We start from the raw sequence: 22,342 nt of genomic DNA on the forward strand, positions 1-22,342 counted from the left end.
CACGCGAGAGACAGGAGCTGCCCCATGGCCTACGAGGTCCCTGCCCTGCCGTACGACTACAACGCGCTCGAGCCGACCATCGACGAGCAGACGATGCGCCTGCACCACGACAAGCACCACCAGGCGTACGTCGACAAGGCCAACGGCGCGCTCGAGGGCACCGAGTTCGACGGCAAGCCCGTCGAGGAGGTCCTCAAGAGCCTGGACTCGCTGCCCCAGGACAAGCAGGGCGTCTTCCGCAACAACGGCGGCGGTCACCTGAACCACACGCTCTTCTGGGAGTCGATGGGCCCGGGCAAGGGCGGCGAGCCGGGCGGCTCGCTGGGCGAGGCCATCACGAGCAAGTGGGGCTCCTTCGACGCCTTCAAGGACGAGTTCGAGGCCGCGGGCGTCGCGCGCTTCGGCTCCGGCTGGGTCTGGCTCGTCGTCGACGGCGGGGAGCTGGCGATCACCTCCACGCCCAACCAGGACAACCCGATCCTCGAGGGCAAGACGCCGCTGCTGGGCAACGACGTCTGGGAGCACGCCTACTACCTCAACTACCAGAACAAGCGCCCGGCCTACCTCAAGGCGTGGTGGGACGTCGTGGCGTGGGACAAGGTCCAGGAGCGCTTCGACGCCGCGAAGTAGCACCTCGACGGACCGACGGGCGGCCCGGCACCTCGGCGCCTGGCCGTTCGTCGGAAGCGCAGCGTCGGGCGCAACTCCGGCGCTACCCTCGCGTTCCTCAAGGGGCGGCCTTCGCGCCGCCCCTTGTCGCATGTCCCTGTCTCCCGCTTCTGGAGCCCGATGACCCGCCCCCTACGCCGCGTGCTCGTCGCCGTGATGCTGAGCTCGCTCCTCATCCCGGTGGCCGCCGCCGAGGCCAAGCCGAACCTCTTCTCGGTGATGATGGACGACGACGTCCTCGTCTACCGCGACGACACGACCCGCGACCGCGCGCTGCAGCGCATGCAGTCGCTGGGCGTCGACGTCGTCCGCGTCACCCTGCTCTGGAGCGTCGTCGCCGACGAGGCGCGTGACACGAAGGCCAAGGACCGCCGCTTCAAGCAGCTCAAGGCGTCCAACCCCAAGGCCTACCCCAAGCTCAACTGGGACCGCTACGACCGCCTCGTGCGCGCCGCCCAGCGCCTCGGCATCCGCGTCTACTTCAACATCACGGGCCCGGGCCCGAAGTGGGGCCACGCCAAGGCCCCGGCGTCGCAGAAGCGCAACGCCGCGACGTGGAAGCCCAAGCCCAGCGAGTTCTACAAGTTCGTCCAGGCCGTCGGGAAGCGCTACAGCGGCCAGTTCAAGGACGAGAACGACGGGCGCTTCGCGCTGCCGCGCGTGAGCATGTGGTCGATCTGGAACGAGCCCAACCAGGCCGGCTGGCTCTCCCCGCAGTGGGAGGACGGCAAGCCGAGCTCGGCCATCCAGTACCGCAAGCTCTACGACTACGGCTACCGCGGCCTCGTGTCGACGGGCCACGCGAGCGACGCGATCATGATCGGCGAGACGGCGCCGCTGGGCGTCGACCGCAAGGACGCGCGCTCCCCGATGCGCCCGAAGGAGTTCATCCGCAGCATGTACTGCGTGGACGACACGGGCGCCCCGCTCGGCGGCGACGCCGCGGCGGCCCTCGGCTGCTCGTGGTGGGACCGCAAGAAGACCCTGCCGGCCACCTGGTGGGCTCACCACCCGTACACGAAGAACGTCGGCCCGACGGTCAAGGACAAGAGCCCCGACTCGCTGACCATGGCCAACATCGAGGACCTGCCGAACTTCCTCGACGCGATCGGCCAGAAGACCGGCCGCGTCAAGACCGGCATCGACATCCTCAGCGCCGAGTTCGGCTTCGAGACCAACCCGCCGGACAAGTACTCAGGCGTCCCGATGGAGACGCAGGCCACCTGGATCAACCAGGGCGAGCTCCAGGCCTTCCTGAGCCCGCGGATCATCGGCCAGACCCAGTTCCTGCTCTACGACGTCGGCCCGCGCACGAAGAACAGCGCCGGCTCGAAGGCCTACTGGTCGACCTACCAGTCGGGGCTCTTCACCCGCGGCGACCAGGCCAAGCCCGCGCTGACGGCCTACCGCCAGCCGCTGCTGGTGTTCCCGACCGGCCAGGTCGACCCGGCGACGAACCGCCCGACCTACACGCTGTGGGGCGCGCTGCGCTTCCGCCCGGAGGCCGTCGAGGACGTCGTCTCGGTCGACTGGAAGCCGGCCGACGGCTCCGCCGACTGGGCCCCGATCACCGAGGCCAAGACCAACCAGACGTTCCAGGCGTCGCCGACGTCCGAGCCGGTGAAGGTCGTGGAGGGCTACTTCTACCTCCCGACGTTCACGACCCCGGGCCCCGGCAAGGTGCGCGTCCGCTTCTCGGTCCCGCAGCCGCCGTACGTCTACACCTCGCGCGAGTTCGACCTGCAGTAGCGGTCGCACCCACGCTGGTCGTCCCGCGGCCCCGGAGCGCTTCGGCGTTCCGGGGCCGTCGTGGTCCTGGGGCAAGGGTGGCGCTGCGCGCGGGGTGGCGCGCCGCTCGGACGTCGGCCGGGCGCGGAGCGGGCGCTGTCTCGCGCCGACGGAGGGAAGGACGGGCGTCCGCGCGGCTCGCGAGGCGGCCCGGCGGGCCCGCGCGTCGTGACCCTGTCATCTCCGGCGTGGGACGCCGGGGATGACAGGGTCGCGATCGATCGGGCCCGAACGCCACCCCAAGACGCCACGAGCGCAGCGCCCCCGACCGCCCCGCGGCCCTAGGCTCCCCGCCGATGCCCCGGCGCTCCCGGGCGGCGTGGGCCGCCGTCGCCCTGCTCGCCGCCGCCGGTGCCGGCCCCGCGGCAGCCGCCGACGCCGCCTCCCTCGAGGTCGGCATGGCCGACGACCGCCTGATGTTCGCCGGCCCGGCGAGCGCCCACGAGACGGCGCGCACGTGGGCGCACATGGGCGTGGACAGCGTGCGGTTGCACGTCCGCTGGGTCGCCGTCGCGCCGTCGCCCGGGGCGAGGAGCAAGCCGCGCGGCTTCGACGACGCCGACGCCGACGACCCGCGCTACCGCTGGGCCTACATCGACCACGCCGTCGCCGCTCTGGTCGACGCGGGCCTCGAGCCGGTCCTGGCCATCACCGGCTCCGGACCCCTCTGGGCGACCGAGCGCCCGGCGAGCGGCAACCCGCGGGCGCTGCCGTCCGCCCGGGCCTTCGGGCGCTTCGCCCGCGCGGTGGCCCAGCGCTACGGCTCCCACGCCGACCGCTACGTCGTGTGGAACGAGCCCAACCAGGCCGCGTGGCTGCAGCCGCAGCTGACGTGCTCGGCGGCGCGCGGGTGCCAGCCGATCGCACCTCACGTCTACCGCGACCTGCTGCGCGCCGCCTACCCGGCGATCAAGCGCGCCGACCCGCGCGCCGAGGTCCTCGGCGGTGCGCTGGCGCCGCGCGGCAACCCGCCGCGCAGGACCAACTCGCCGCTGCGCCCGCTGGCCTTCCTGCGTGCCTTCGCCTGCGTCGACAAGCGCTACCGCCCCATCCGGACCGGCCGCTGCAAGGGCTTCCTGCCCGCGCGCATGGACGGCGTCGCCCACCACCCCCACCCCGTCCGCGCGTCGCCGTCGGCCCACAGCGCGCACCCCGACGAGGTGGCGCTCGGCGACCTCGGGCGCCTCGAGACGGTGCTCGACCGCCTGCAGGACCGCCGCCGCATCGCCATCAGCGGCGGCCGTCGCGCGCCCATCCACCTGACGGAGTTCGGCTACCAGACCGACCCGCCCGACCCGTACTCCGGCATCACCCTGCGCCGCCAGGCCCACTGGACGTCGGAGGCGACCTACCTGGCCGCGAAGGACCCGCGGGTCAAGAGCCTCGTGCAGTACGCCTTCCAGGACGAGCCCGTCGATCGCAAGGCGGGCGCCGGCCGGCGCGCGTTCGCCGGCTGGCAGTCGGGCCTGCTCGACGTCCGCGGCCGGGAGAAGCCCGCGTACTTCGTCTTCTCGAGCCCGTTCGTCGCGCACCGTCCCGCCGGCCGCGTCCAGACCGAGCTCTGGGGCCAGGCGCGCCAGGGCGCCCAGCACGAGGTGCTCGTCGAGCGCCGGCTGCCCGGCCGCGAGGGCTGGGAGCTCTTCACCCGCGTCGGGACCGACCCGCGCGGCACGTTCTCCGTGCATCGCCGCATCACGGCGACGGCCGACTTCCGCTACTCCTACCCCGTCGACGGCGGGACCGCGGTCTCGCCGGTGGTGCGGGTGCGCGCCGCGGGCTAGCGGCTGAAGCGCCGGCCGGCGACCGGCGAGGCGGCCTCGCGCTCCGCCGCCTCCTTCTCGAGCGCGGCGAGGCGCTCGGGCGTCATCGCCTCGGCGTCCTCGTTCTCGGCCAGCCACTCGGCGGCCTCGGCCCGCTGCGCCTCGTCAGCGACGACCTGCTTGCCCGCCGCGTACCACTTGTCGATCTCGGCGAAGAGCTCATCGACGAGGTGCTCGGTCCTGACCTTCTTGAGCGGCTCGCCCTTGGAGAAGATCATCCCCGCGTCCTTGGCGCCCGTGATGCCGAAGTCGGCGTGGCGCGCCTCGCCGATGCCGTTGACCGCGCAGCCCAGGACGGAGACCTCGATCGGGTCCGCGTAGGCCTCGAGCCGGTGCTCGATCTCCTGCACGACGGTGTCCATGTCGAACTGCAGGCGCCCGCAGGTCGGGCAGGCGATGAGGACCGGGCCGCGCTCGCGCAGCTTGAGCGCCTTGAGGATCTCCCAGGCGACCTTGACCTCCTCCTCGGCGTGGAACGTCGAGAGGGAGATGCGGATCGTGTCGCCGATGCCGTCGGCCAGCAGCGTGCCCAGGCCGACCGCGCTCTTCAGCGACCCCGACCACTTCGTGCCGGCCTCGGTGACCCCGAGGTGCAGCGGCTGGTCGATGCGCTCGGCCAGCAGGCGGTTGGACGCGATGGTGTTGGGCACCGACGTCGACTTCATCGAGACCTTGAAGTCGTGGAAGTCCAGCCGGTGCATCAGCTCGACCATCTCCGTCGCCGCCGTGACGAGCGCCTCGACCGGGTTGGAGAACTCGAGGTCGCGCAGGTGCTCGGGCAGCGAGCCGGAGTTCACGCCCACGCGGATCGGCACGCCGGCACGGCGCGCGTGCTCGACGACGACGCCCGTCTTCTCCGGGCCGCCGATGTTGCCGGGGTTGATCCGCACGCAGTGCGCGCCGGCGTCGATGGCCTTGAGGGCGAGCGTGTGGTTGAAGTGGATGTCGGCGATGACCGGGATCGGGGACTCGCGCACGATCGTCCTGAGCGCCTCGACGTCGCGGTCGCGCGGCACGGCGACGCGCACGATGTCGGCCCCGGCCTCCGCCACCCGCCGGATCTGGTCCATCGTGGCCGTGAGGTTGGCCGTCTCGGTCTTCGTCATGGTCTGGACGGCCACCGGCGCGCCACCCCCGACGGGGACGCTGCCGACCCAGATCTGCCGCTTGGAGGCCATGTCCCCAGTGTACGAGCGGTCGGGCGCGTAGGCTCTCGTGGGCCAGGATGGCCAGTTCGTTCCCCCACACCCCGGGCGAGGTCTACCGCACCGCCCGCGGGCCCATGGCGCGGCTGGCGTCCCCCGTCGCGGCGCGCACCCGCGCCCGCCGCCACGACCGCTTCTTCCGCCTGACCGGCGTCGAGCCCGGCATGCGGGTGCTCGACGTGGGCTGCGGTGCGCTGGGCCTCCGGGGCCTCGAGCCCGACCTCGACATCACCGGCGTCGACGTCGAGCCGCGCCCCGCCTACCCCGGGCCCTTCGTGCAGGCCGACGCGGCCGAGCGCCTGCCGTTCGCCGACGCGAGCTTCGACCTCGTCTACTGCTCGAGCGTCGTCGAGCACGTCCCCCGCGAGCGCCGCGCGCAGTTCGCCAGCGAGCTGCGCCGCGTGGCCCGCGGCTGGTACGTCCAGACCCCGGCGTTCTCCTTCCCGGTCGAGCCGCACGCCCTGCTGCTCGGCGCGCACTGGCTGCCCGGGCCGCTGCGCCACCTCTACTGGCTGCTGGGGGCGGCGGACTTCGAGCCCGACCTGCGGCTCCTGCGCCGCCGCGAGGTCGAGCGGCTCTTCGGCCCGGCGCTGGCCGAGCGCACCGGCCCGTTGGTCAAGAGCTGGGTCGTCGTGATGCCGGTCGGCTCGCTGCGCTAGTCGCGCTCGGGGTGCTCCACCGCCTGGAGCACGCCCGTGTCGATCTGCGCCGTCTGGCGCGTCACGAGGACGTTCACCAGGTAGAGCGCCGCGCCGAGCAGGAGCAGGAGCCCCGCCCGCCAGAAGACGTCGAGGTCCTTGCTGGTCATCACCGCGATCGACACGACGATGCCGATGACGGGGATGATCGTCGGTGCGCGGAAGTGGTCGTGGTCGACGGTGTCGCGGCGCAGCACGAGCACGCTGACGTTCACGGCGACGAAGACGACGAGCAGCAGCAGGACCGTCATGTCCGCGAGCGTCGACAGGTCGCTCACCAGCGCCAGGCACATGGCGATCGCCGTCGTGACGATGATCGCCACCCACGGGGTGCGCCGGCCCGGCAGGACCCGCGCCAGCGGCGCGGGCATGATGCCCTGGCGGGCCATGCCGAAGACCAGGCGCGAGGCCATGATGAGGTTGATCAGCGCGCCGTTGACCAGCGCGAACAGGGCGATGGCGCTGAAGATCTTCGTGTCGACGCTCAGCGGCCCGAGCTGGACGACCTCGAGCAGCGGACCGGACGACTCGGCCAGCGTGTTCGTGGGCACCGCCATCGTCGCGATGGTGCTCACCGCGAGGTAGATGACGCCCGCGATCGCCAGCCCGCCGAACAGCGCGCGCGGGTAGTCGCGCTGGGGCTCGCGCGTCTCCTCGGCCACGTTCACCGAGTCCTCGAAGCCGATGAGGGCGTAGAACGCGAGGCCGGCGCCCGCCATCACGGCCGGGACGAGCGACTCGCCGTCCTTGATCTCCAGCGCGCGCCCCGGATCCCCGACGCCGTCGAGCAGCGCCGCCGTGCCGATGAGGGCGACGAGCAGCAGGCCGGTGAGCTCGACGAGCGTCAGGCCGACGTTGAGCTTCACCGACTCGCCGATGCCGCGCGCGTTGACCAGCGCGAGCAGGCCCAGCACGCAGACCGCCACGAGCGCCGTCGGCAGGTCGACGAAGTCCGACAGGTAGTCACCGCCGAAGGCCCGTGACAGCGTCGCCGCGGAGGTCAGGCCCGAGGCCATGACCGCGAAGGCGACCATGAACGTCACGAACGGGACGCGGAACGCCTTGTTGACGTACAGGGCGGCGCCGGCCGCCTGGGGGTACTTCGTGACGAGCTCGGCGTAGGCGAACGCGGTGAACACCGCGAGCAGCAGCGCCAGGAGGAACGCCGCCCAGATCGCGCCGCCCACGCGGCCGCCCACCTCGCCCACCAGGGCGTAGATGCCGGCGCCCAGGACGTCGCCGACGACGAACAGCAGCAGGACGTTGCGGGAGATGGCCCGCTTGAGGACGGGCTCCTCCCCCGGGGCGGGTGGGACGGCGACTGGCGTGGCTGCCATGCCGCCGTCCTACCCCCAGGGGGTGCCTAGGCGTACATCGCCTCGATGTCGCCCTCGTACTTCGCCCCGATGGGCTTGCGCTTGAGCTTCATCGTCGGCGTCAGCTCGTCGCCGCCCGGCGCCCAGTCGCCGCGGACGATGGTGAACCTCTTGATCTGCTCGACGCGCGCGAGCTTCTCGTTGGCGGCGTCGATCGCCTGCTGGACCGCCGCGCGCACGCGGTCGTCCTGGGCCAGCGCCTCGAGCGACGTGTCCTCGATGCCCTGCTGCTGGGCCCACAGCGGCGCGAAGTCCGTGTCGAGCACGATGAGCGCCGTGTTGTAGGGCCGCGCGTCGCCGATGCAGCAGGCCTGGCCGATGAGCGGCGAGGAGCTCTTCACCGTCGCCTCGATGTTGGCCGGCGACATGTTCTTGCCGGCCGCGTTGATGATGAGCTCCTTCTTGCGGTCGACGATCTTGAGGTACCCGTCCTCGTCGATCTGGCCGATGTCGCCGGTGTGCAGCCAGCCGTCGGCGTCGATCGCCTCGGCCGTCTTGTCGGGCATCCCGCGGTAGCCGATCATCACGACGTCGCTCTTGACGAGCACCTCGCCGTCCTCGGCGAGCTTGATCTCGACGCCCGGCGACGGCGGGCCGACCGTGCCGATCTTGATGCGGTCGGGCGGGTTGACGGTGCCCGCGCCGCAGGTCTCGCTCATGCCCCACAGCTCGGCGACCGGCAGGCCGATGGCGTGGAAGAACTCGAGCACCTCGACCGGCGTGGGCGCGGCGCCCACGTTGATCGCCTTGACCTCGTCGAGGCCGAGCTGCGCGCGCAGCTTCGAGAAGATCGCCTCGTCGGCCTTGGCGACCGCGGCGGCGAGCTCGCCGGGCACGGGCTGGCCGGCCTGCTCGAGGCGCACCTTCTGGACCGCCGCGTCGAGGGCGCCCTGCATCTGGCCGCGCTGCTCGTCGGGCTGGGAGGCGACCATCGCCTCGAGGCCGCTCTTGAGCTTCTCCCAGATGCGCGGCACCGCGAAGAACCAGTGCGGGCGGACCTGCGGCAGGAACGCGACGATCTGGCGCGGGTCCGGGCAGCACGTGATGGAGAAGCCGAAGACGATCGGCAGGTAGTGGTGGGCCGCACGCTCGGCGATGTGCGCGCTGGGCAGCCACGAGATGACCCGGGCGTTCTCCGGGAAGTCGATCATCGCCTCCACCGCGGCGGTCGCCGTGATGAGGTTGCGATGGACGAGCTGCACGCCCTTCGGCGGACCGGTCGTGCCGGACGTGTAGATCAGCGTCAGGACGTCCTCGGGCTCGATCGCCGCCGCCGCCGCCCCGGCGTCGAAGCTCGAGCCCTCGGCGCCGGCGAGGAACTCCTCCAGCGTCTGCCCACCCTCCGGCGCCTCGCCGTCGACCACCACGACGTGCCGCAGGCCGGGCAGGTTCTCCCTGGCCTTCAGCACGTTGCCCAGCGGCGCCTGCTCGGTGAAGATGATCGACGCGTCGGCGTCGGTCACGACGTACTCGATCTGGTTGGGCGCGTACGTCATGTAGATCGAGAACGGCGTGGCGCCCACGTGCATCGCGGCGACGTCCACGAGGTGGAACTCGGGCCGGTTGCCGAGGAGGATCGCCACGCTGTCGCCCTTGCCGATCCCGATCGCGTCGAGCGCGGCGGCCAGGCGGTCCACCCGCTCCTGGAGGTCGTTCCAGGTCCAGCGGATGGTGTCGTCGCCGGTGCGCACGGCGACCTCGTTCGGATGCTTCGCGACGGTCTGGCGGAAGGCAGCGGCGATCGTCGTCGCCTGCACCTCCGGAGCCGGTGCGGCGGCAGTGCTCTCCATGGCGCGACCCTACCTGACGTCGAAGCCCTCGCCCGTCAGTCGGCCGATGTCGTTGGACAGGCCGATGACGAACAGGACCATGACGAGGAAGAAGCCCACCACGGAGGCCCGTTCCATGACCCGGACCGAGACGGCGCGGCCCCGGACCTTCTCGGCCAGCGCCCAGAAGATGTGGCCGCCGTCGAGCGGCAGGAACGGGAAGAGGTTGATGATCGCCAGCGACAGCGAGATGAGGGCGAGGACCTCGATCGCGCGGGTCGTGCGGACCTCGAAGGACTGGCGCGTGGTCTCGTAGGAGCCGACGACGCCGGAGACCTCCTTGCGCGCCTGCTCGTCGTAGAAGAGCTTGCCGATGGCCTCGACGGTGAGGGTCGTGACCTTCCACATCGCGGTCACCGAGCGGTCGGCCGCGTCCACCGCGCCGAGCTTGTCCTTCGTCACGTCCACGCCGAAGGAGATGCCGATGCGCGGGCGGTCGAGCTCGGCGTCGTAGCGCGGGCGCACCTCGACCGTCTGCGTCCGGCCGTCGCGCTCCACGACGATCTGTGCGGGCGTCGCGGCGACGCAGCCGTCCGTCGTGCGCCCGCCCGCGCACAGGTGGCGCGAGATCTGCGCCTGGAAGCGCTCGCGGTCGCGCACCCCGTCGACGGCCACGATCCGGTCGCCGACGCGCAACTGGCCGGCGGCCGGGGAGCTCTTCGTCACGCCGTCGACGCGGCCGTTGACCTTGCCCTCCTCGACGCCGCTCATCGTGAACAGCAGGAAGATGAGGACGAAGGCGATGACGACGTTGACCAGCGGCCCGGCGGCGATGACGACGATGCGCTTCCACACGGGCTGGCGGAAGTACGCGCGATGCTCGTGCTCCGGAGGGATCTTCTCCTCCGGGCTCATCCCGGTGATCTTCACGTAGCCGCCGAGCGGGACGGCCCCGATCGCGTACTCCGTCTCGCCCTTCTTCACGCGCGCCAGCAGCGGCGGGAAGAACAGGCTGAAGCGCTCGACGCGCATGCCGACGGCCTTGGCCGCGGCGAAGTGGCCGAGCTCGTGGAGGATGATCAGGGCGGCGAAGCCCAGGAACGCGTAGAGGAAGCTCATGCGGAGACGCGGCCGTCGAGGGAGCTCATGCGGAGAGCGCGCCAACCTGCTCGGCGGCGACCTCACGGGCCTCGCGGTCGGCCACGTAGAGCGACTCGAACGCCCGCACCGGCTGGCTGCCCAGCCGCCCGAGCGTCTCCTCGATCACCGCGGCGATCCCGAGGAACGGCAGCCGGCCCTCGAGGAACGCGTGGACGGCGACCTCGTTGGCGGCGTTGAGCACGCACGGCGCCGTCCCGCCGGCGACGCCCGCCTCCCGCGCCAGGCGCAGGCAGGGGAACGTCCCGGCGTCGACGGGCTCGAACGTGAGCGACCCGACCTCCGCGAGGTCCAGCGGGCGGACCGGGACGTCGACGCGGTCGGGGTGGTGCAGGGCGTAGGCGATCGGCACGCGCATGTCCGGGTGCCCGAGGTGCGCCAGCGCGGCCCCGTCCACGAGCGTCACGTAGGAGTGGACGATCGACTGGGGATGCACGACGACGTCGATGCGCTCGTAGGGCGTCCCGAACAGGTGGTGGGCCTCGATGACCTCGAGGCCCTTGTTCATGAGCGTCGCCGAGTCGATCGTGATCTTGCCGCCCATCGCCCACGTCGGGTGGGCCAGGGCCTGCTCGACCGTGACGTCCTCGAGCTCTGCCCGCGTGCGCCCGCGGAACGGCCCGCCGCTGGCGGTGAGCACGAGCTTCTCGACGGCGCCCGCGGGCTCGCCGTGCAGCAGCTGGTGCAGCGCCGAGTGCTCGGAGTCGACCGGCAGGACCTGCGCGCCCGTGGCCTCGGCGAGCTGCATCACGAGCTCGCCGCCGACGACCAGCGACTCCTTGTTGGCCAGCGCGAGGTCGATGCCCTCGCCGAGCGTGGCCACCGTCGGGCCGAGCCCGGCCGAGCCGACGAGGGCGTTGAGGACGAGGTCGGCGCCCGACTCGAGCACGAGCCGGACGAGCCCCTCGGCGCCGGTCAGGACCTCGCCGTCGGTCCACGCCTCGGCGGCACGCGCGGCGGCGTCGCCGTCGGCCAGCGCGATGCGGCGCACGCCCGTCCGGCGGGCCTGCTCGACGAGCGGCTCCCACTGGGCGCCGGCGCTCAGGCCGACGACCTCGAGGTCCTCGGCGCGCGCGACGACGTCGAGCGCCTGGGTGCCGATGGACCCGGTCGACCCGAGGATCAGGAGGCGACGAGGCACGCCGGCCATGATGACAAGCGCGCCGTCAAGGACCTGTCGACCCCGGCCGGCCCGGGCGCGCGCTTGCGCCCGGGCCGGCCGCGAGGCCTACAGGCAGATGGTGATCGGGATGCCCAGCAGGTTCACGCCGGTGCGGATGATGGTGCACCGCTGCACGGTGAACGTCCGGCTGGCCGGCGTGGCGTCCACGTTGCCCGCCGCGTCGCGCGCCCGCACCTGGAAGGTGTGCGAGCCGTTGGCGAGGTTCGTGTAGCCCTTGGGCGAGCTGCAGGCCGCGAACGTCCCGCCGTCCAGGCGGCACTCGAAGACCGCCGTCGGGTCGTTCGAGGTGAACGTGAACTGCAGCGTCTGGTTCGTGCCCGTGTACGTCAGGCCGGAGGGGCCGCCGGTGATCGTCGTCTCCGGCGCCGTCGTGTCCACGACGAACGTCGCGCTGTCCGAGCCGCTCTGCTCGCTGGCGTCGGTCGCGGTCACCGTGATGGTGTGCAGGCCGTCGGGCAGCGGGCCGGTCGTGAACGGCGTGGCGCACGGCTGGGCGGGCCCGTCGTCCACGCGGCAGGTCACGGCCGCGCCCGCGTCGTCGACGGTGAACGTGACCGTGGGCGTGTTGTCGTTCGTCGGCGAGGACGGCGCGCTCGTGATGTCCACCACCGGCGCGTTGGCGTCGACGGTGAACGTCGCGCTGTCGCCACCCACGTTGCCGACCGCGTCCGCCGCGCGGACCGTCACGGTGTGCGAGCCGTCGCCGAGCGGCTGCGTGGTGAACGGCGAGGTGCACGGCTGGTTCGGGCCGTCGTCGACCTGGCAGGCGATGGCCACCGGATCGCCGTCGACCGAGAACTCGATCGTCGGCGTCGCGTCGGTCGTCGTGCCCGACGGCGCGCTCGTGATCTGCACCGTGGGCGGCGTCACGTCGACGGTGAAGGTGACGACGGCCGGCGAGCGGTCCTCGTAGCCCGTCGTCGTGCGAGCCCGGACGCGGACCGTGTGCTCACCCGACTCGAGGCCCTGGGGCACGAGCGGCGAGGTGCACGGGTTGAACGGCCCGTTGTCGATCGAGCACTCGAAGTTCGCCGCCACGTCGTCGGACATGAAGGCGATCGAGGGCACCTGCACCGGCTGGGTCGGCCCCGAGGCCGACGTCTGCGGCGCCTCGGTCTCGACCGAGCCCGCGTCGCAGCCGTCCCCGTCGGGGCGGGTGAAGCCGCGCTGGTCGACGCTCGGGCAGGTGGCGCCGCCGAGGTCGATGGCGGGGCTGCCGGGCTTGGGCTTGTACGTCGCCGTCAGGCCGCCGTTGCCGCCGAGGGCACCGAGCTGCGGGTCGGCGCGGGTGCCGAAGCCGCACGAGGCGTGCGGCCACTCGAGGTTGCCGCCCTGGTCGTTGATCGCCCCGGTGCCCAGGCGCGAGCACTGCGCCAGCGTGGCGGGCGCCGTCGAGTCGGTGTCGGTGACGATCGTGTCGGTGACGTTGATCGTCGCCGGGAAGGCGCCGTTGATCGCCAGCAGGGCCGCCCCCGGGGCGGTCTGGTTCGTCGTCCCGTTGTCGGCGAAGGTCGACGACGCGACGTTGACCGTCGTGGCTGCGCCGTTGCCCGCCGCGCCGATGCCGCCGATGCCGTTGTTGCCCTGGTTGACGCCGAAGGTCGAGTTCTCGACGGTCGCCGTCGTGCCCTGGACGAGCAGGCCGCCGGTGTTCGCGGCGATGTTGCCGTAGACGGTCGAGCGCCGGATCGTCGTCGGCGTGGCCGAGACGCTGATGGCGCCGCCCTGCTGGGCGAGGTTGAAGTACAGCGTCGACTCGGTGACGGTCAGCGTGCCGCCCGCCGTGGCGATCGCGCCGCCGGCACCGCCGGTGTTGCCCGACCCGCCGAGCGTGGCGTTGCTGACGACCTGCGAGCGGTCGATGGTCACGTCGGCGTTGAGCGACGCGATGCCCGCGCCGTTCTGGGAGGCGCCGCCCAGGGCGCCGCCGCCGAGGATCGTGCCGCGCAGGGTGAAGGACCCGCCGAAGACGAGGACCATGCGCATCGGCGCGACGCCGCTGGCGTTCGAGCGCACGATGGTCGCGCCGTTGCCCTCGAGGGTGAGCGGCTGCGTGATGACGGGCAGCGCGGTGTTGTTGCCACCCGCCGCCGGGGCCGCCGGCGTCGTGTAGGTGAACGTGCACGGCCCGGCGATCTGGATCGTGTCCGCCGCCGGCGTGCCGTTGGCGGTGGTCACGGCCGCGTTGAGCGCCGCGGGATCGCCGGTGGCGCCGTTGCAGGCGACCGGGATCGTGGCCGCGCTGGCGGGTGCTGCTGCGACCGCACACGCGGACGCCGAGATGAGCGCGAGCAGCCCCGCGCGGACCTTCCGACCCTTCACTGACACCGTCTCCCCCTGGTGAGCGTCTTGCCGACCGCGCAAGGTAGGGCATGCGATCCCCCGCGGGCAAGCGCGATGCGCCGGGCGGTGGTGCGTCGTAGGACGCGAGGGGTAAGGACGCTCCATGCCGCGCGTTCGCGCCACCTCCCTCCTGCTGGGCCTCGCCCTCGTGGCGCCTCCCGCGGCGCTCGCCCAGGACGACGCGCTCACCGACGCGCCGGTCGTGGTGCGCTCGGGCGACGCGGCGCTGCGGGCGGCCGATCGGGCGCCGGCTCGCGGAGGCGGCATCTGCGTGGGGCTGACGGTCGAGGGCGGTCAGGCGTCGGCCTGCGGCAACCCGCTGCAGCGCGACGACGACGCCGTGGTCCTGGCCACTAGCAGCCAGGTCTTCGCCGGCGTCGTGCCCGCCGCCGCCGAGGCCGTCCAGGTGGTGCTGCCCGACGGCCGCCGCCTGCGCACCGCGGTGCAGCGCAGCGACGCCTACCGCGGCAAGCTGGCAGGCCGGGTCGCCTTCTTCGCGGTCCGCCGGCCGGCCGCCGCGGGCGACGACGACGTCTCGCTGCCCGGCGACCCCTTCGGCGAGGTGCGCGTGCTCGGCGCCGGCGATGCGCTCGTCGGCGTCCAGCCCGGCAGCGGGGTCGCGCTCGGTCCCGTCCGTCAGGTGGGCGCCCAGCGGGTGGCGGGCGGTGCCGAGGTCCGGCTGCGCGTCCGGCGGGAGAGCGTCCTGCGCCCCGTCGCCACCGACCTGGACCGCCACGTCGAGCGCGCGTGCCTGCTGGTCGACGTGCGCGCCGGGGCGGGGACGTCCAGCGGGTCCACCTGCGTGTCCTCCGACGGGCGCGAGGCCAGCGACACGACGTCGCTGGCGTGCACGGCCCGCGCCTCGGTGCAGGTGCTGGTCGGTGCCCTCGACCCCGGCGTCAGCGCAGCCTCCGCGCTGCTCGCCGACGGGCGGCGGCGGGCCGCGCGGACGGTCGCGCTGGCCGCGGGCCGCCGCGCCTACGCGTACGTCGCACCCGCGACCGTCGGCGTGCGGCGCATCGAGGCGGGCGGCACGACGGTCGCCCTGGGCGCGGCGCCCGCGCGCAGCGAGTGCGCGGCCTCCGACGGCGAGGGCTCCCAGGTCTTCAGCATCCTCGAGCTCGCCGACCTCCCGCCCGCTGCGCCGACGGGCCCGCCCGCCGACCTCGTCGCGCCCCCGGCCACCGTGCTCGCCGCCGAGGGCCACCGGCTCGTCGCCGGCGACCATCGTGACGGCCGGCTCTGCCTCGCCGTGGACCGCGACGACCTGCGCGACGCCGACTGCACGCCGCTGGGCCGCTCGCCGGGGGCGATCCTGGGCCGGGCGCTGCCCCTGCCCGGGGGCGGGCGCGTGCTGGCCGGCGTGGCCCGCGAGGGCGCGACGTCCCTGCGCCTCGGCTCGCCGGTGAGCGCTCGCGCGCTGGCCACCTCCACGCCCGACCCCGCCTACACCGGCGCCGCGGTGCGCGCCATCCGGCCGTTCCTGACCGTCGAGCCCCCGGGGCCGACCGCGACGGCCGCTGCGATCGCCCTCGCGCCCGACGGGCGGCGCCTGGACCCCGAGGGCGGCTTCGTGTTCTCGGTCCCCGACCCGTTGCGCGCCGTGCGCCGCGTCGCGTCGCTGCCGGGCGGCCTCGTCGCCTGGGTGGTCGACGTGCGCGGCGTGGCGTCGACGCGCACCGTGCGCTGCGGTGCGGTCACCCGTGGCGCGCGGCCGCAGCTCGTCGACGTCTTGTGCGACGATGACGAGGCCCGCACCGCGGACGTCCGCGTCGTCTCGCGCTGCGCGCCGCGGGCGACCGTCGCGATGTCCGTCCTGCGCGGACGCTCCTGGCGGCTGACCGCCGGCGGGCGGCGCGCGCGGCGCATCGCCCTGGGTGACGGGGAGGCGCTGCACGTCGCGGTCCTCGGCGCCCGGCGCGCGCTCGGCAGCGTCCGCGTGTCGCGCGGTGGGCTGCGGCCCGAGCGCCAGGCGCTCCGGCTGCCCGCCGCCCGGGCGCAGTGCGGCTTCGGCCTCGAGGCGGACCTGCTCCTGCGCCCGCGCTAGAGCAGCGCGACCCAGGTGAAGTAGGCCGCGACGGCGCTGAACAGGACCGCGTCCAGGCGGTCCAGCGCGCCGCCGTGCGGGCCGAAGACCGTGCCGGTGTCCTTCGTCCCGGCGTCGCGCTTGAGGTAGGACTCGAAGAGGTCGCCGACCGGGGCGCTCAGCGCGACCGCCGCGCCGAGGACGAGCGCGTCGGTCCCCGACAGCCAGTCCTGGTAGAGGCCGGCGAACCACACGGCCGCGATGCCGACGACCACGCCGATGGCCAGGCCCTCGAGCGTCTTGTTGGGCGAGATGCGCGGGGCGAGCGGGGTCTGGCCCAGCGCCCGGCCGCCGAGGTAGGCGCCGGTGTCGCCGAGGAACGTGCCGATGGCGACGTCGATGACGATCCCGTCGCCGTGGGGCAGGTCGCGCAGGAGGATCGCGTGGGCCAGCGCGACGCCGATCCACGTGAGGCCCAGGACGGTGACCGCGATGCCCGGCGCGCCGCCCCCGCGCGGCTGGATCGCCGCGTTCCAGAAGATGAGCGGCACCGCGCACGCCAGCGCGAGGAAGACGTGGAACTGGTCGCCGTAGGTCGCGGCGAGCAGCATCCCGATGAGGCCCGCGAAGCCCGCCAGCCGCGCGGGGTGGGCGCGCTCGAACATGCCGAAGAGCTCGTGGAGGCAGACCAGGCCCAGCAGGATGAGCCCCGCCGTGAAGACGATGCCCCCGTAGGCGACGATGACGATCGCGAAGATCGCAGCGGGGATCGCGTAGGCGATGCGCCCGCCGAGGTCCGAGCCCTGCCGGCGGCGCGGCTGAGGCACCTAGCGCCCCCCGAAGCGGCGTTGGCGCGTGGTGAACTCGTCGAGGCTCGCGCGGAACGCCTCGCGCGTGAAGTCCGGCCACAGCTCGTCGCGGAACACGAGCTCCGAGTAGGCCGACTGCCAGAGCAGGTAGTTGCTCAGCCGCTGCTCGCCCGACGTGCGGATCACGAGGTCCGGGTCGTGCATCTCGGGCGCGTAGAGCAGCGCGCGGAACTCCTCCTCGGTCGTCCCGGTGAAGCGCCGCGCGGCGTCGACGACCTCGGCCCGCCCGCCGTAGTTGAAGGCGATGTAGAACGTCAGGCGGTCGTTGGCCGCCGTCTCGGCCTCCGCCCAGTCCATCTGCTCGAGCAGGTCGGGCGCCACGCCCTCGCGGCGGCCGAGGAAGCGCATGCGCACCCCCTCCTCCTTGAGCTCGGGCGTCTCGCCGATGATCCGCTCGCTGAACATCCGCATGAGCGCGGAGACCTCCTCGACCGGCCGCGACCAGTTCTCCGTGGAGAACGAGTAGACCGTCAGCTCGCGCACCCCGAAGTCGACGGCGTCGCGCAGGCGCGCCTTGACGACGTCGGCGCCGGCGCGGTGGCCCTCGGCGTGCGGCAGCCCGCGGGCCTGCGCCCAGCGGCCGTTGCCGTCGGTGATGATCGCGACGTACTTCGCCGCAGCGGGCGCCTCGCCGGCCACGGGCGCCCTCAGACCTCGAGGATCTCGGCTTCCTTGGCCTTCAGGTGGCCGTCGAGCTCGGCGACGGCGCTGTCGGTCGCCTTCTGCAGCTCGGCCTCGCCGCGACGCTCGTCGTCGGCACCGACCTCGCCCTCGTCCTTGAGCTCCTTGAGATCGTGCATGACGTCGCGGCGGATGTTGCGGATGCGCACCCGCCCGTCCTCCGCGATGCCGCGGGCGACCTTGACCATCTCGCGGCGGCGCTCCTCGTTGAGCTCCGGGATCGCGAGGCGCACGACCTTGCCGTCGTTGGACGGCGTCAGGCCGACGTCGGACTCGAGGATCGACTTCTCGATCGCCTTGATCGACGAGGCGTCGTAGGGCTGGATCGTCAGCAGCCGCGCCTCGGAGGCGTTGATCGTCGCCAGCTGCTTGAGCGGCGTCGGCGCCCCGTAGTAGTCGACGACGATGCGGTCGAGCAGCGCCGGGCTGGCGCGACCGGTGCGCACCGTGCCGAACTCCGTCTGCGTCGAGGACACGGCCTTGGCCATGCGCTCCCTGGCGTCGGCCAGGAGGTCGTCGATCAGCTCGCTCATGACGTGGCCACCAAGGTCCCCACCCGCTCGCCGGACACTATCCGGTCGATGTTGCGCTCGTCGTCCATGTTGAAGACGTGGATCGCGAGCCGGTTGTCCATGCAGAGGCTCAGCGCCGTCGCGTCCATCACCTTGAGGCCGCGCTGGAGCGCGTCCATGTGCGTGATGTCGGTCAGCAGCGTCGCCTCGGGGTTCGTGCGCGGGTCGTCGTCGTAGACGCCCTCGACCCCGTTCTTGGCCATGAGGACCGCCTCGGCGTGGATCTCGACGGCGCGCAGCGCGGCGGCGGTGTCCGTCGTGAAGAACGGGTTGCCGGTGCCGGCGGCGAAGATCACGACGCGGCCCTTCTCCAGATGGCGCATGGCGCGCCGCCGGATGTAGGGCTCGGCGACCTCGGCGATCGTGAGGGCGCTCTGCACGCGCGTGTGGACGCCCATCTGCTCGAGGGCGTCCTGCAGCGGCAGGGCGTTGAGGATCGTCGCGAGCATCCCCATGTAGTCCGCCGTGGCCCGGTCCATGCCGGAGGCCACGCCCTGCATGCCGCGGAAGATGTTGCCGGCGCCGACGACCACGGCGACCTCGACCCCGCGCTCGGACACCTGCTTGATCGCCTGGGCGACCTTGCGGACGCGCTCGGGGTCGGTGCCGTAGTCGAGGGAGCCCATGAGGGACTCCCCCGACAGCTTCAGCAGGATGCGCTTGAAGGCGGGTGCGCGCCCTGCGTCGTGGCCCTCGACGGGGATGCCTACTCCCCGACGGCGAAGCGCGAGAAGCGCTTGATGACGACGTTCTCGCCGGTCGTCGCCGAGACCTCGCCGCGCAGCTGCTCGATGGTCTTGCCGTCGTACTTGTCGCCGTTGACGTGCGGCTGGTCGAGGAGCGCGACCTCCTTGGCCCAGGCCTTGAGCTTGCCCTCGATGATCTTCGGGCGGATGTGCTCCGGCTTGCCCTCGGCCTCGAGCTGCTGCTCCCAGACGCGGATCTCCTTGTCCTTGGCGTCCTGCGGGATGTCGTCGGCCGAGACGTACTGCGGGTTCATGGCCGCGATGTGCAGCGCGAGGTCCTTGGCGAAGGCGATGAAGTCCTCGTTGCGCGCCACGAAGTCGGTGTTGCACTCGACCTGGACGAGCACGCCGACCTTGCCGTTGGCGTGGATGTAGGACTGGACGGTGCCCTCGGCGGTCTCGCGGCCCGCGAGCTTGCCGAGCTTGTTGCCCATCTGGACCTTGAGGATCTCGACGGCCTTCTCGAAGTCGCCGTCGGCCTCCTGGAGGGCCTTCTTGCAGTCCATCATGCCGGCGCCGGTCTGCTTGCGCAGCGCGCTGACGTCGGCCGCGGAGATGGTGGTGCTCATGGGGTGATGAGGCTCCTTGGCTACTGCTGCGGGGTGTCGGTCTGCGGGGCGCCCTGCTCGGCCGCGGCCTGCTCGGCGGCCTGCTGCTGGCCCTCGGCCTCGGCACGGGCGGCCGCCTCGGCCTCGGCGCGCGCCTGGGCCTCGGCCTCGCGGCGGGCCTGCTCCTCGGCCTGCCGGCGCTGCTGCTCCTCCCACTCGCGCCGGATGCGCTCCTCCTCGGCGTTGCGCCAGGAGCCGTAGCCCTCGCGGACGACCTCGCCGATCGCCTGGGTCACGAGCGCGCACGAGCGGATCGCGTCGTCGTTGCCCGGCACGACGTAGTCGATGCCGTCGGGGTCGCAGTTGGTGTCGACGAGGCCGATGATCGGGATGCGCAGGCGCTGGGCCTCGCGCACGGCGATCGCCTCGGTCTTGAGGTCGACGACGAACATCGCGTCGGGGACGCGCTGGAGGTGCTTGACGCCGCCGAGGTTGGCCTGGAGCTTCTCGAGGTCGGCGAGGGCGGCCATGCGCTCGCGCGTGGGCAGCAGCTCGAGCTGGCCGTCGGCCTGGTAGCGCTCGAGGTCGTGCAGCCGCCGGATGCGGTTGCTCATCGTCTGGAAGTTCGTGAGCAGGCCGCCCAGCCAGCGCTGGTTGACGTACGGCATGCCGGCCGCCTCGGCGGTCTCCTTGACCGCGTCGCGCGCCTGCTTCTTCGTGCCGACGAAGAGGACGACGCCGCCGCGGTGGGCCAGCTGGGAGGCGAACTCCTGGGCCTGGCGCAGCAGGCGCTCGGTCTGCAGGAGGTCGATGATGTAGATGCCGCCACGCTCACCGTGGATGAAGCGGCGCATCTTGGGGTTCCACCGGCGCGTCTGGTGACCGAAGTGGACCCCGGCCTCCAGCAGCTCCCGGATGCCGATCTCGGCCATGGGGACTGCTCCTTGTTCTTGGGACTGGAACTGCCGTCACCTCGTCGCGGTCGGACCCGGCTTCGTGCCGGGCAGGACCGCCGCGACGTCGCAGGGCGACGGGTCGAGGACAGGTACGGCCCCGCAGTGTAGCCAGCGGGCCGCTCGGGCGAGGTGTCGTCGAGGTCGGGCGAAGCCGCTCCGGAAGCTGGCGCGTTGACGCTCGCAAGTCCTGGGCGACGGCTGCGTTGGAGGCAGGTGAAGCGGTGGGCGGGCCGGCCGCCCTTCCCCTACCTCCGGCGGTCTGGCCCGCCCTCTGCTTCTTCGAGCGCCCGCCGCAGGTCGGCGGGCAGCGCGCTCTCCACGTCCACCGGCGCGCCGGTGAACGGGTGGGCGAAGGCGAGGCGCGCCGCGTGCAGGAACTGGCGCTCCAGGCCGAGGAGGCCCGCGGTCCCGTACTCCGGGTCGCCCGCGACTGGGTGGCCGATCGCCTGCAGGTGGACGCGGATCTGGTGCGTGCGTCCCGTCTCGAGCTTCACCCGCAGCAGGGCGAAGCGCGCGCCGCCCTGCCCGAGGACCTGCTCGAGCTCGAAGTGCGTGACCGCGTGGCGGCCCTCGTCGGTGTCGGTCGACATCCGCGTGCGCACGCGGCGGTCGCGGCCGATCGGCGCGTCGACCGTCCCGGACCGCGCCGGCGGCACCCCCTCGACGAGCGCCGTGTACTGCCGGGTGACCTCGCGGCGCTGCAGCGCGGCCTTGAGCCGGCGGTGAGCCTCCTCGGACTTCGCGACGACGAGCAGGCCCGAGGTGTCGCGGTCCAGGCGATGGACGATGCCCGCGCGCCACCCGTCCTCCCCACCCGCCGCGACGCCCGCCAGCGCCTGGGCCAGCGTGCCCGTGCGGTTGCCCTTGCCCGGGTGCACGACGAGCCCCGCGGGCTTGTCGACCACCAGCAGGTGCTCGTCCTCGTAGGGGACGGCGAAGTCGACCGTCGCGCCGACGTCCTCGGGGGCCGGCGGCGCGTCGGCGCCGTCGTCGACCTCGACCACCTCGCCCGCCGCCACCTTGTGGCGCTTGGCGACCGCGGCGCCGTCGACGGTGACCGCGCCGGCCTCGATGAGCCGCGCGGCGCGCGAGCGCGAGCCCAGCGGCTCGGCCAGGAGCGCGTCGAGCCGCTCGCCCGCCTGCTCAGGCGCGACCTGGAGCCGCATCGGCGTCGCGCTCCTTGCCGTCGCTCTCCAGGACCAGCAGCAGCGCCAGGACCCCGAAGGTGATGGCGATGTCGGCGACGTTGAACGCCGGCCACGCGGGGAGCTTGAGGAAGTCCGTCACGTGGCCCTCGACGACGCGGTCGACCACGTTGCCCAGCGCGCCGCCGAGCAGCAGGCCCGTCGGCACCCACACCAGCCGCTGGTCGAGGTGCGTGACGAAGAACGCCAGCAGCGCGAGGAGCGCCACGGCGACCAGGACGACGACGATCGCGCCGCCGCCGTCGAAGGCGCCGAACGCCACGCCGGAGTTCTGCGTGTGGACGAGGTCGAGGAACGGCAGGATCGCGTCCTCGCTGCCGCGCTCGACGTCGGCGCGCACGAGCGCCTTGGTGGCCTGGTCGACGGCCAGCACGGCCGCCAGCACCGCGCCGGCGCGCGCGACGACGCGCGCGCGCGGGCTCACGACGACTCGATGGCGCTCGCGACGACGTTGCCGACGACCTGCAGCACGATGATCGCGACCATCGGGCTGAGGTCGAGCGGGCCGATCGGCGGGATGAAGCGCCGGAAGACCGAGAGGTAGGGCTCGCAGACGTCGCGCAGGAAGCCCAGCACCGCGTTCGAGGTCCGGGAGTACGGGATCCGGCCCCCGAACGAGAAGAACATCTGGCTGAGGATGTAGGCGATGATGACGATCGTGTAGACCGTCACGAGCGCCCGGATGAAGTCGGCGACGTCGTCCATCAGAGCGCAGATCCTGCCACGGTCG

The 22,342-nt window shown here is 73.0% G+C and carries 20 protein-coding genes; 5 read left to right on the top strand and 15 right to left on the bottom strand.

The window, feature by feature from the left end; genetic code table 11:
- Positions 1-24: 24 nt before the first annotated feature.
- From JUB12_RS04365 to JUB12_RS04375, 3 genes are all read left to right on the top strand, one after another.
- Positions 25-630, top strand: coding sequence for a superoxide dismutase (locus JUB12_RS04365; protein ID WP_205698394.1), 606 nt, complete (start codon positions 25-27; stop codon positions 628-630).
- 159 nt (positions 631-789) lie between these two features.
- Entirely contained in the window at positions 790-2,418 is a 1,629-nt protein-coding gene (locus tag JUB12_RS04370; RefSeq protein WP_205698395.1) for a hypothetical protein, read from the top strand.
- A 335-nt stretch (positions 2,419-2,753) separates the two neighbouring features.
- A complete protein-coding gene (locus JUB12_RS04375; RefSeq protein WP_205698396.1) occupies positions 2,754-4,238 on the top strand; it encodes a hypothetical protein in 1,485 nt (494 codons plus the stop codon).
- Here the strand turns inward: JUB12_RS04375 and ispG are convergent.
- Positions 4,235-5,455: a flavodoxin-dependent (E)-4-hydroxy-3-methylbut-2-enyl-diphosphate synthase gene (gene ispG / locus JUB12_RS04380; protein WP_205698397.1), complete on the bottom strand. Its 1,221-nt coding sequence runs from the start codon at positions 5,453-5,455 to the stop codon at positions 4,235-4,237. The two genes, JUB12_RS04375 and ispG, sit on opposite strands and share 4 nt — an antisense overlap.
- 47 nt (positions 5,456-5,502) lie before the next feature.
- Between ispG and JUB12_RS04385 the strand changes: the two genes are divergently transcribed.
- On the top strand, positions 5,503-6,141 hold the full coding sequence (locus JUB12_RS04385; RefSeq protein WP_205698398.1) for a class I SAM-dependent methyltransferase: 639 nt from the start codon (positions 5,503-5,505) through the stop codon (positions 6,139-6,141).
- On the opposite strand, the gene JUB12_RS04390 is transcribed toward JUB12_RS04385, so the two are convergent.
- From JUB12_RS04390 to JUB12_RS04410, 5 genes are all read right to left on the bottom strand, one after another.
- The gene (locus JUB12_RS04390; RefSeq protein ID WP_205698399.1) at positions 6,138-7,517 is read right to left on the bottom strand and encodes an APC family permease; all 1,380 of its coding nucleotides are present in this window, start codon (positions 7,515-7,517) and stop codon (positions 6,138-6,140) included. The two genes, JUB12_RS04385 and JUB12_RS04390, sit on opposite strands and share 4 nt — an antisense overlap.
- A gap of 26 nt (positions 7,518-7,543) precedes the next feature.
- A complete protein-coding gene (locus JUB12_RS04395; protein ID WP_205698400.1) occupies positions 7,544-9,346 on the bottom strand; it encodes a long-chain fatty acid--CoA ligase in 1,803 nt (600 codons plus the stop codon).
- A 9-nt stretch (positions 9,347-9,355) separates the two neighbouring features.
- The gene (locus tag JUB12_RS04400) at positions 9,356-10,444 is read right to left on the bottom strand and encodes an RIP metalloprotease (RefSeq protein WP_205698401.1); all 1,089 of its coding nucleotides are present in this window, start codon (positions 10,442-10,444) and stop codon (positions 9,356-9,358) included.
- A 25-nt stretch (positions 10,445-10,469) separates the two neighbouring features.
- Positions 10,470-11,624, bottom strand: coding sequence for a 1-deoxy-D-xylulose-5-phosphate reductoisomerase (gene dxr / locus JUB12_RS04405; protein ID WP_205698402.1), 1,155 nt, complete (start codon positions 11,622-11,624; stop codon positions 10,470-10,472).
- An 87-nt stretch (positions 11,625-11,711) separates the two neighbouring features.
- Entirely contained in the window at positions 11,712-13,988 is a 2,277-nt protein-coding gene (locus JUB12_RS04410) for a choice-of-anchor Q domain-containing protein (protein WP_205698403.1), read from the bottom strand.
- 124 nt (positions 13,989-14,112) lie between these two features.
- On the opposite strand from JUB12_RS04410, the gene JUB12_RS04415 reads away from it, so the two are divergent.
- The gene (locus JUB12_RS04415; RefSeq protein WP_205698404.1) at positions 14,113-16,056 is read left to right on the top strand and encodes a hypothetical protein; all 1,944 of its coding nucleotides are present in this window, start codon (positions 14,113-14,115) and stop codon (positions 16,054-16,056) included.
- On the opposite strand, the gene JUB12_RS04420 is transcribed toward JUB12_RS04415, so the two are convergent.
- From JUB12_RS04420 to JUB12_RS04460, 9 genes are all read right to left on the bottom strand, one after another.
- The gene (locus JUB12_RS04420; protein WP_205698405.1) at positions 16,053-16,862 is read right to left on the bottom strand and encodes a phosphatidate cytidylyltransferase; all 810 of its coding nucleotides are present in this window, start codon (positions 16,860-16,862) and stop codon (positions 16,053-16,055) included. The two genes, JUB12_RS04415 and JUB12_RS04420, sit on opposite strands and share 4 nt — an antisense overlap.
- On the bottom strand, positions 16,863-17,543 hold the full coding sequence (gene uppS, locus JUB12_RS04425; protein WP_205698406.1) for a polyprenyl diphosphate synthase: 681 nt from the start codon (positions 17,541-17,543) through the stop codon (positions 16,863-16,865).
- 8 nt (positions 17,544-17,551) lie between these two features.
- Positions 17,552-18,109, bottom strand: a complete 558-nt coding sequence (gene frr / locus JUB12_RS04430) for a ribosome recycling factor (RefSeq protein WP_371822318.1) — start codon at positions 18,107-18,109, stop codon at positions 17,552-17,554.
- 5 nt (positions 18,110-18,114) lie between these two features.
- Entirely contained in the window at positions 18,115-18,861 is a 747-nt protein-coding gene (gene pyrH, locus JUB12_RS04435) for a UMP kinase (protein WP_205699700.1), read from the bottom strand.
- 2 nt (positions 18,862-18,863) lie between these two features.
- Positions 18,864-19,472, bottom strand: coding sequence for a translation elongation factor Ts (locus JUB12_RS04440; protein ID WP_205698408.1), 609 nt, complete (start codon positions 19,470-19,472; stop codon positions 18,864-18,866).
- 20 nt (positions 19,473-19,492) lie between these two features.
- Entirely contained in the window at positions 19,493-20,383 is an 891-nt protein-coding gene (gene rpsB / locus JUB12_RS04445) for a 30S ribosomal protein S2 (RefSeq protein ID WP_205698409.1), read from the bottom strand.
- 269 nt (positions 20,384-20,652) lie between these two features.
- Positions 20,653-21,573 (bottom strand): RluA family pseudouridine synthase, encoded by a 921-nt coding sequence (locus tag JUB12_RS04450; RefSeq protein WP_205698410.1) that lies wholly within the window; start codon positions 21,571-21,573, stop codon positions 20,653-20,655.
- Entirely contained in the window at positions 21,551-22,036 is a 486-nt protein-coding gene (gene lspA / locus JUB12_RS04455) for a signal peptidase II (RefSeq protein WP_205698411.1), read from the bottom strand. The genes JUB12_RS04450 and lspA overlap by 23 nt, the downstream gene beginning before the upstream one ends.
- Positions 22,033-22,317, bottom strand: coding sequence for a YggT family protein (locus JUB12_RS04460; protein ID WP_205698412.1), 285 nt, complete (start codon positions 22,315-22,317; stop codon positions 22,033-22,035). The genes lspA and JUB12_RS04460 overlap by 4 nt, the downstream gene beginning before the upstream one ends.
- Positions 22,318-22,342: the final 25 nt, after the last annotated feature.

Origin of the sequence: Conexibacter sp. SYSU D00693 (genome assembly GCF_017084525.1) — a bacterium.
In the GTDB taxonomy this organism is placed as follows: Bacteria; Actinomycetota; Thermoleophilia; order Solirubrobacterales; family Solirubrobacteraceae; genus Baekduia.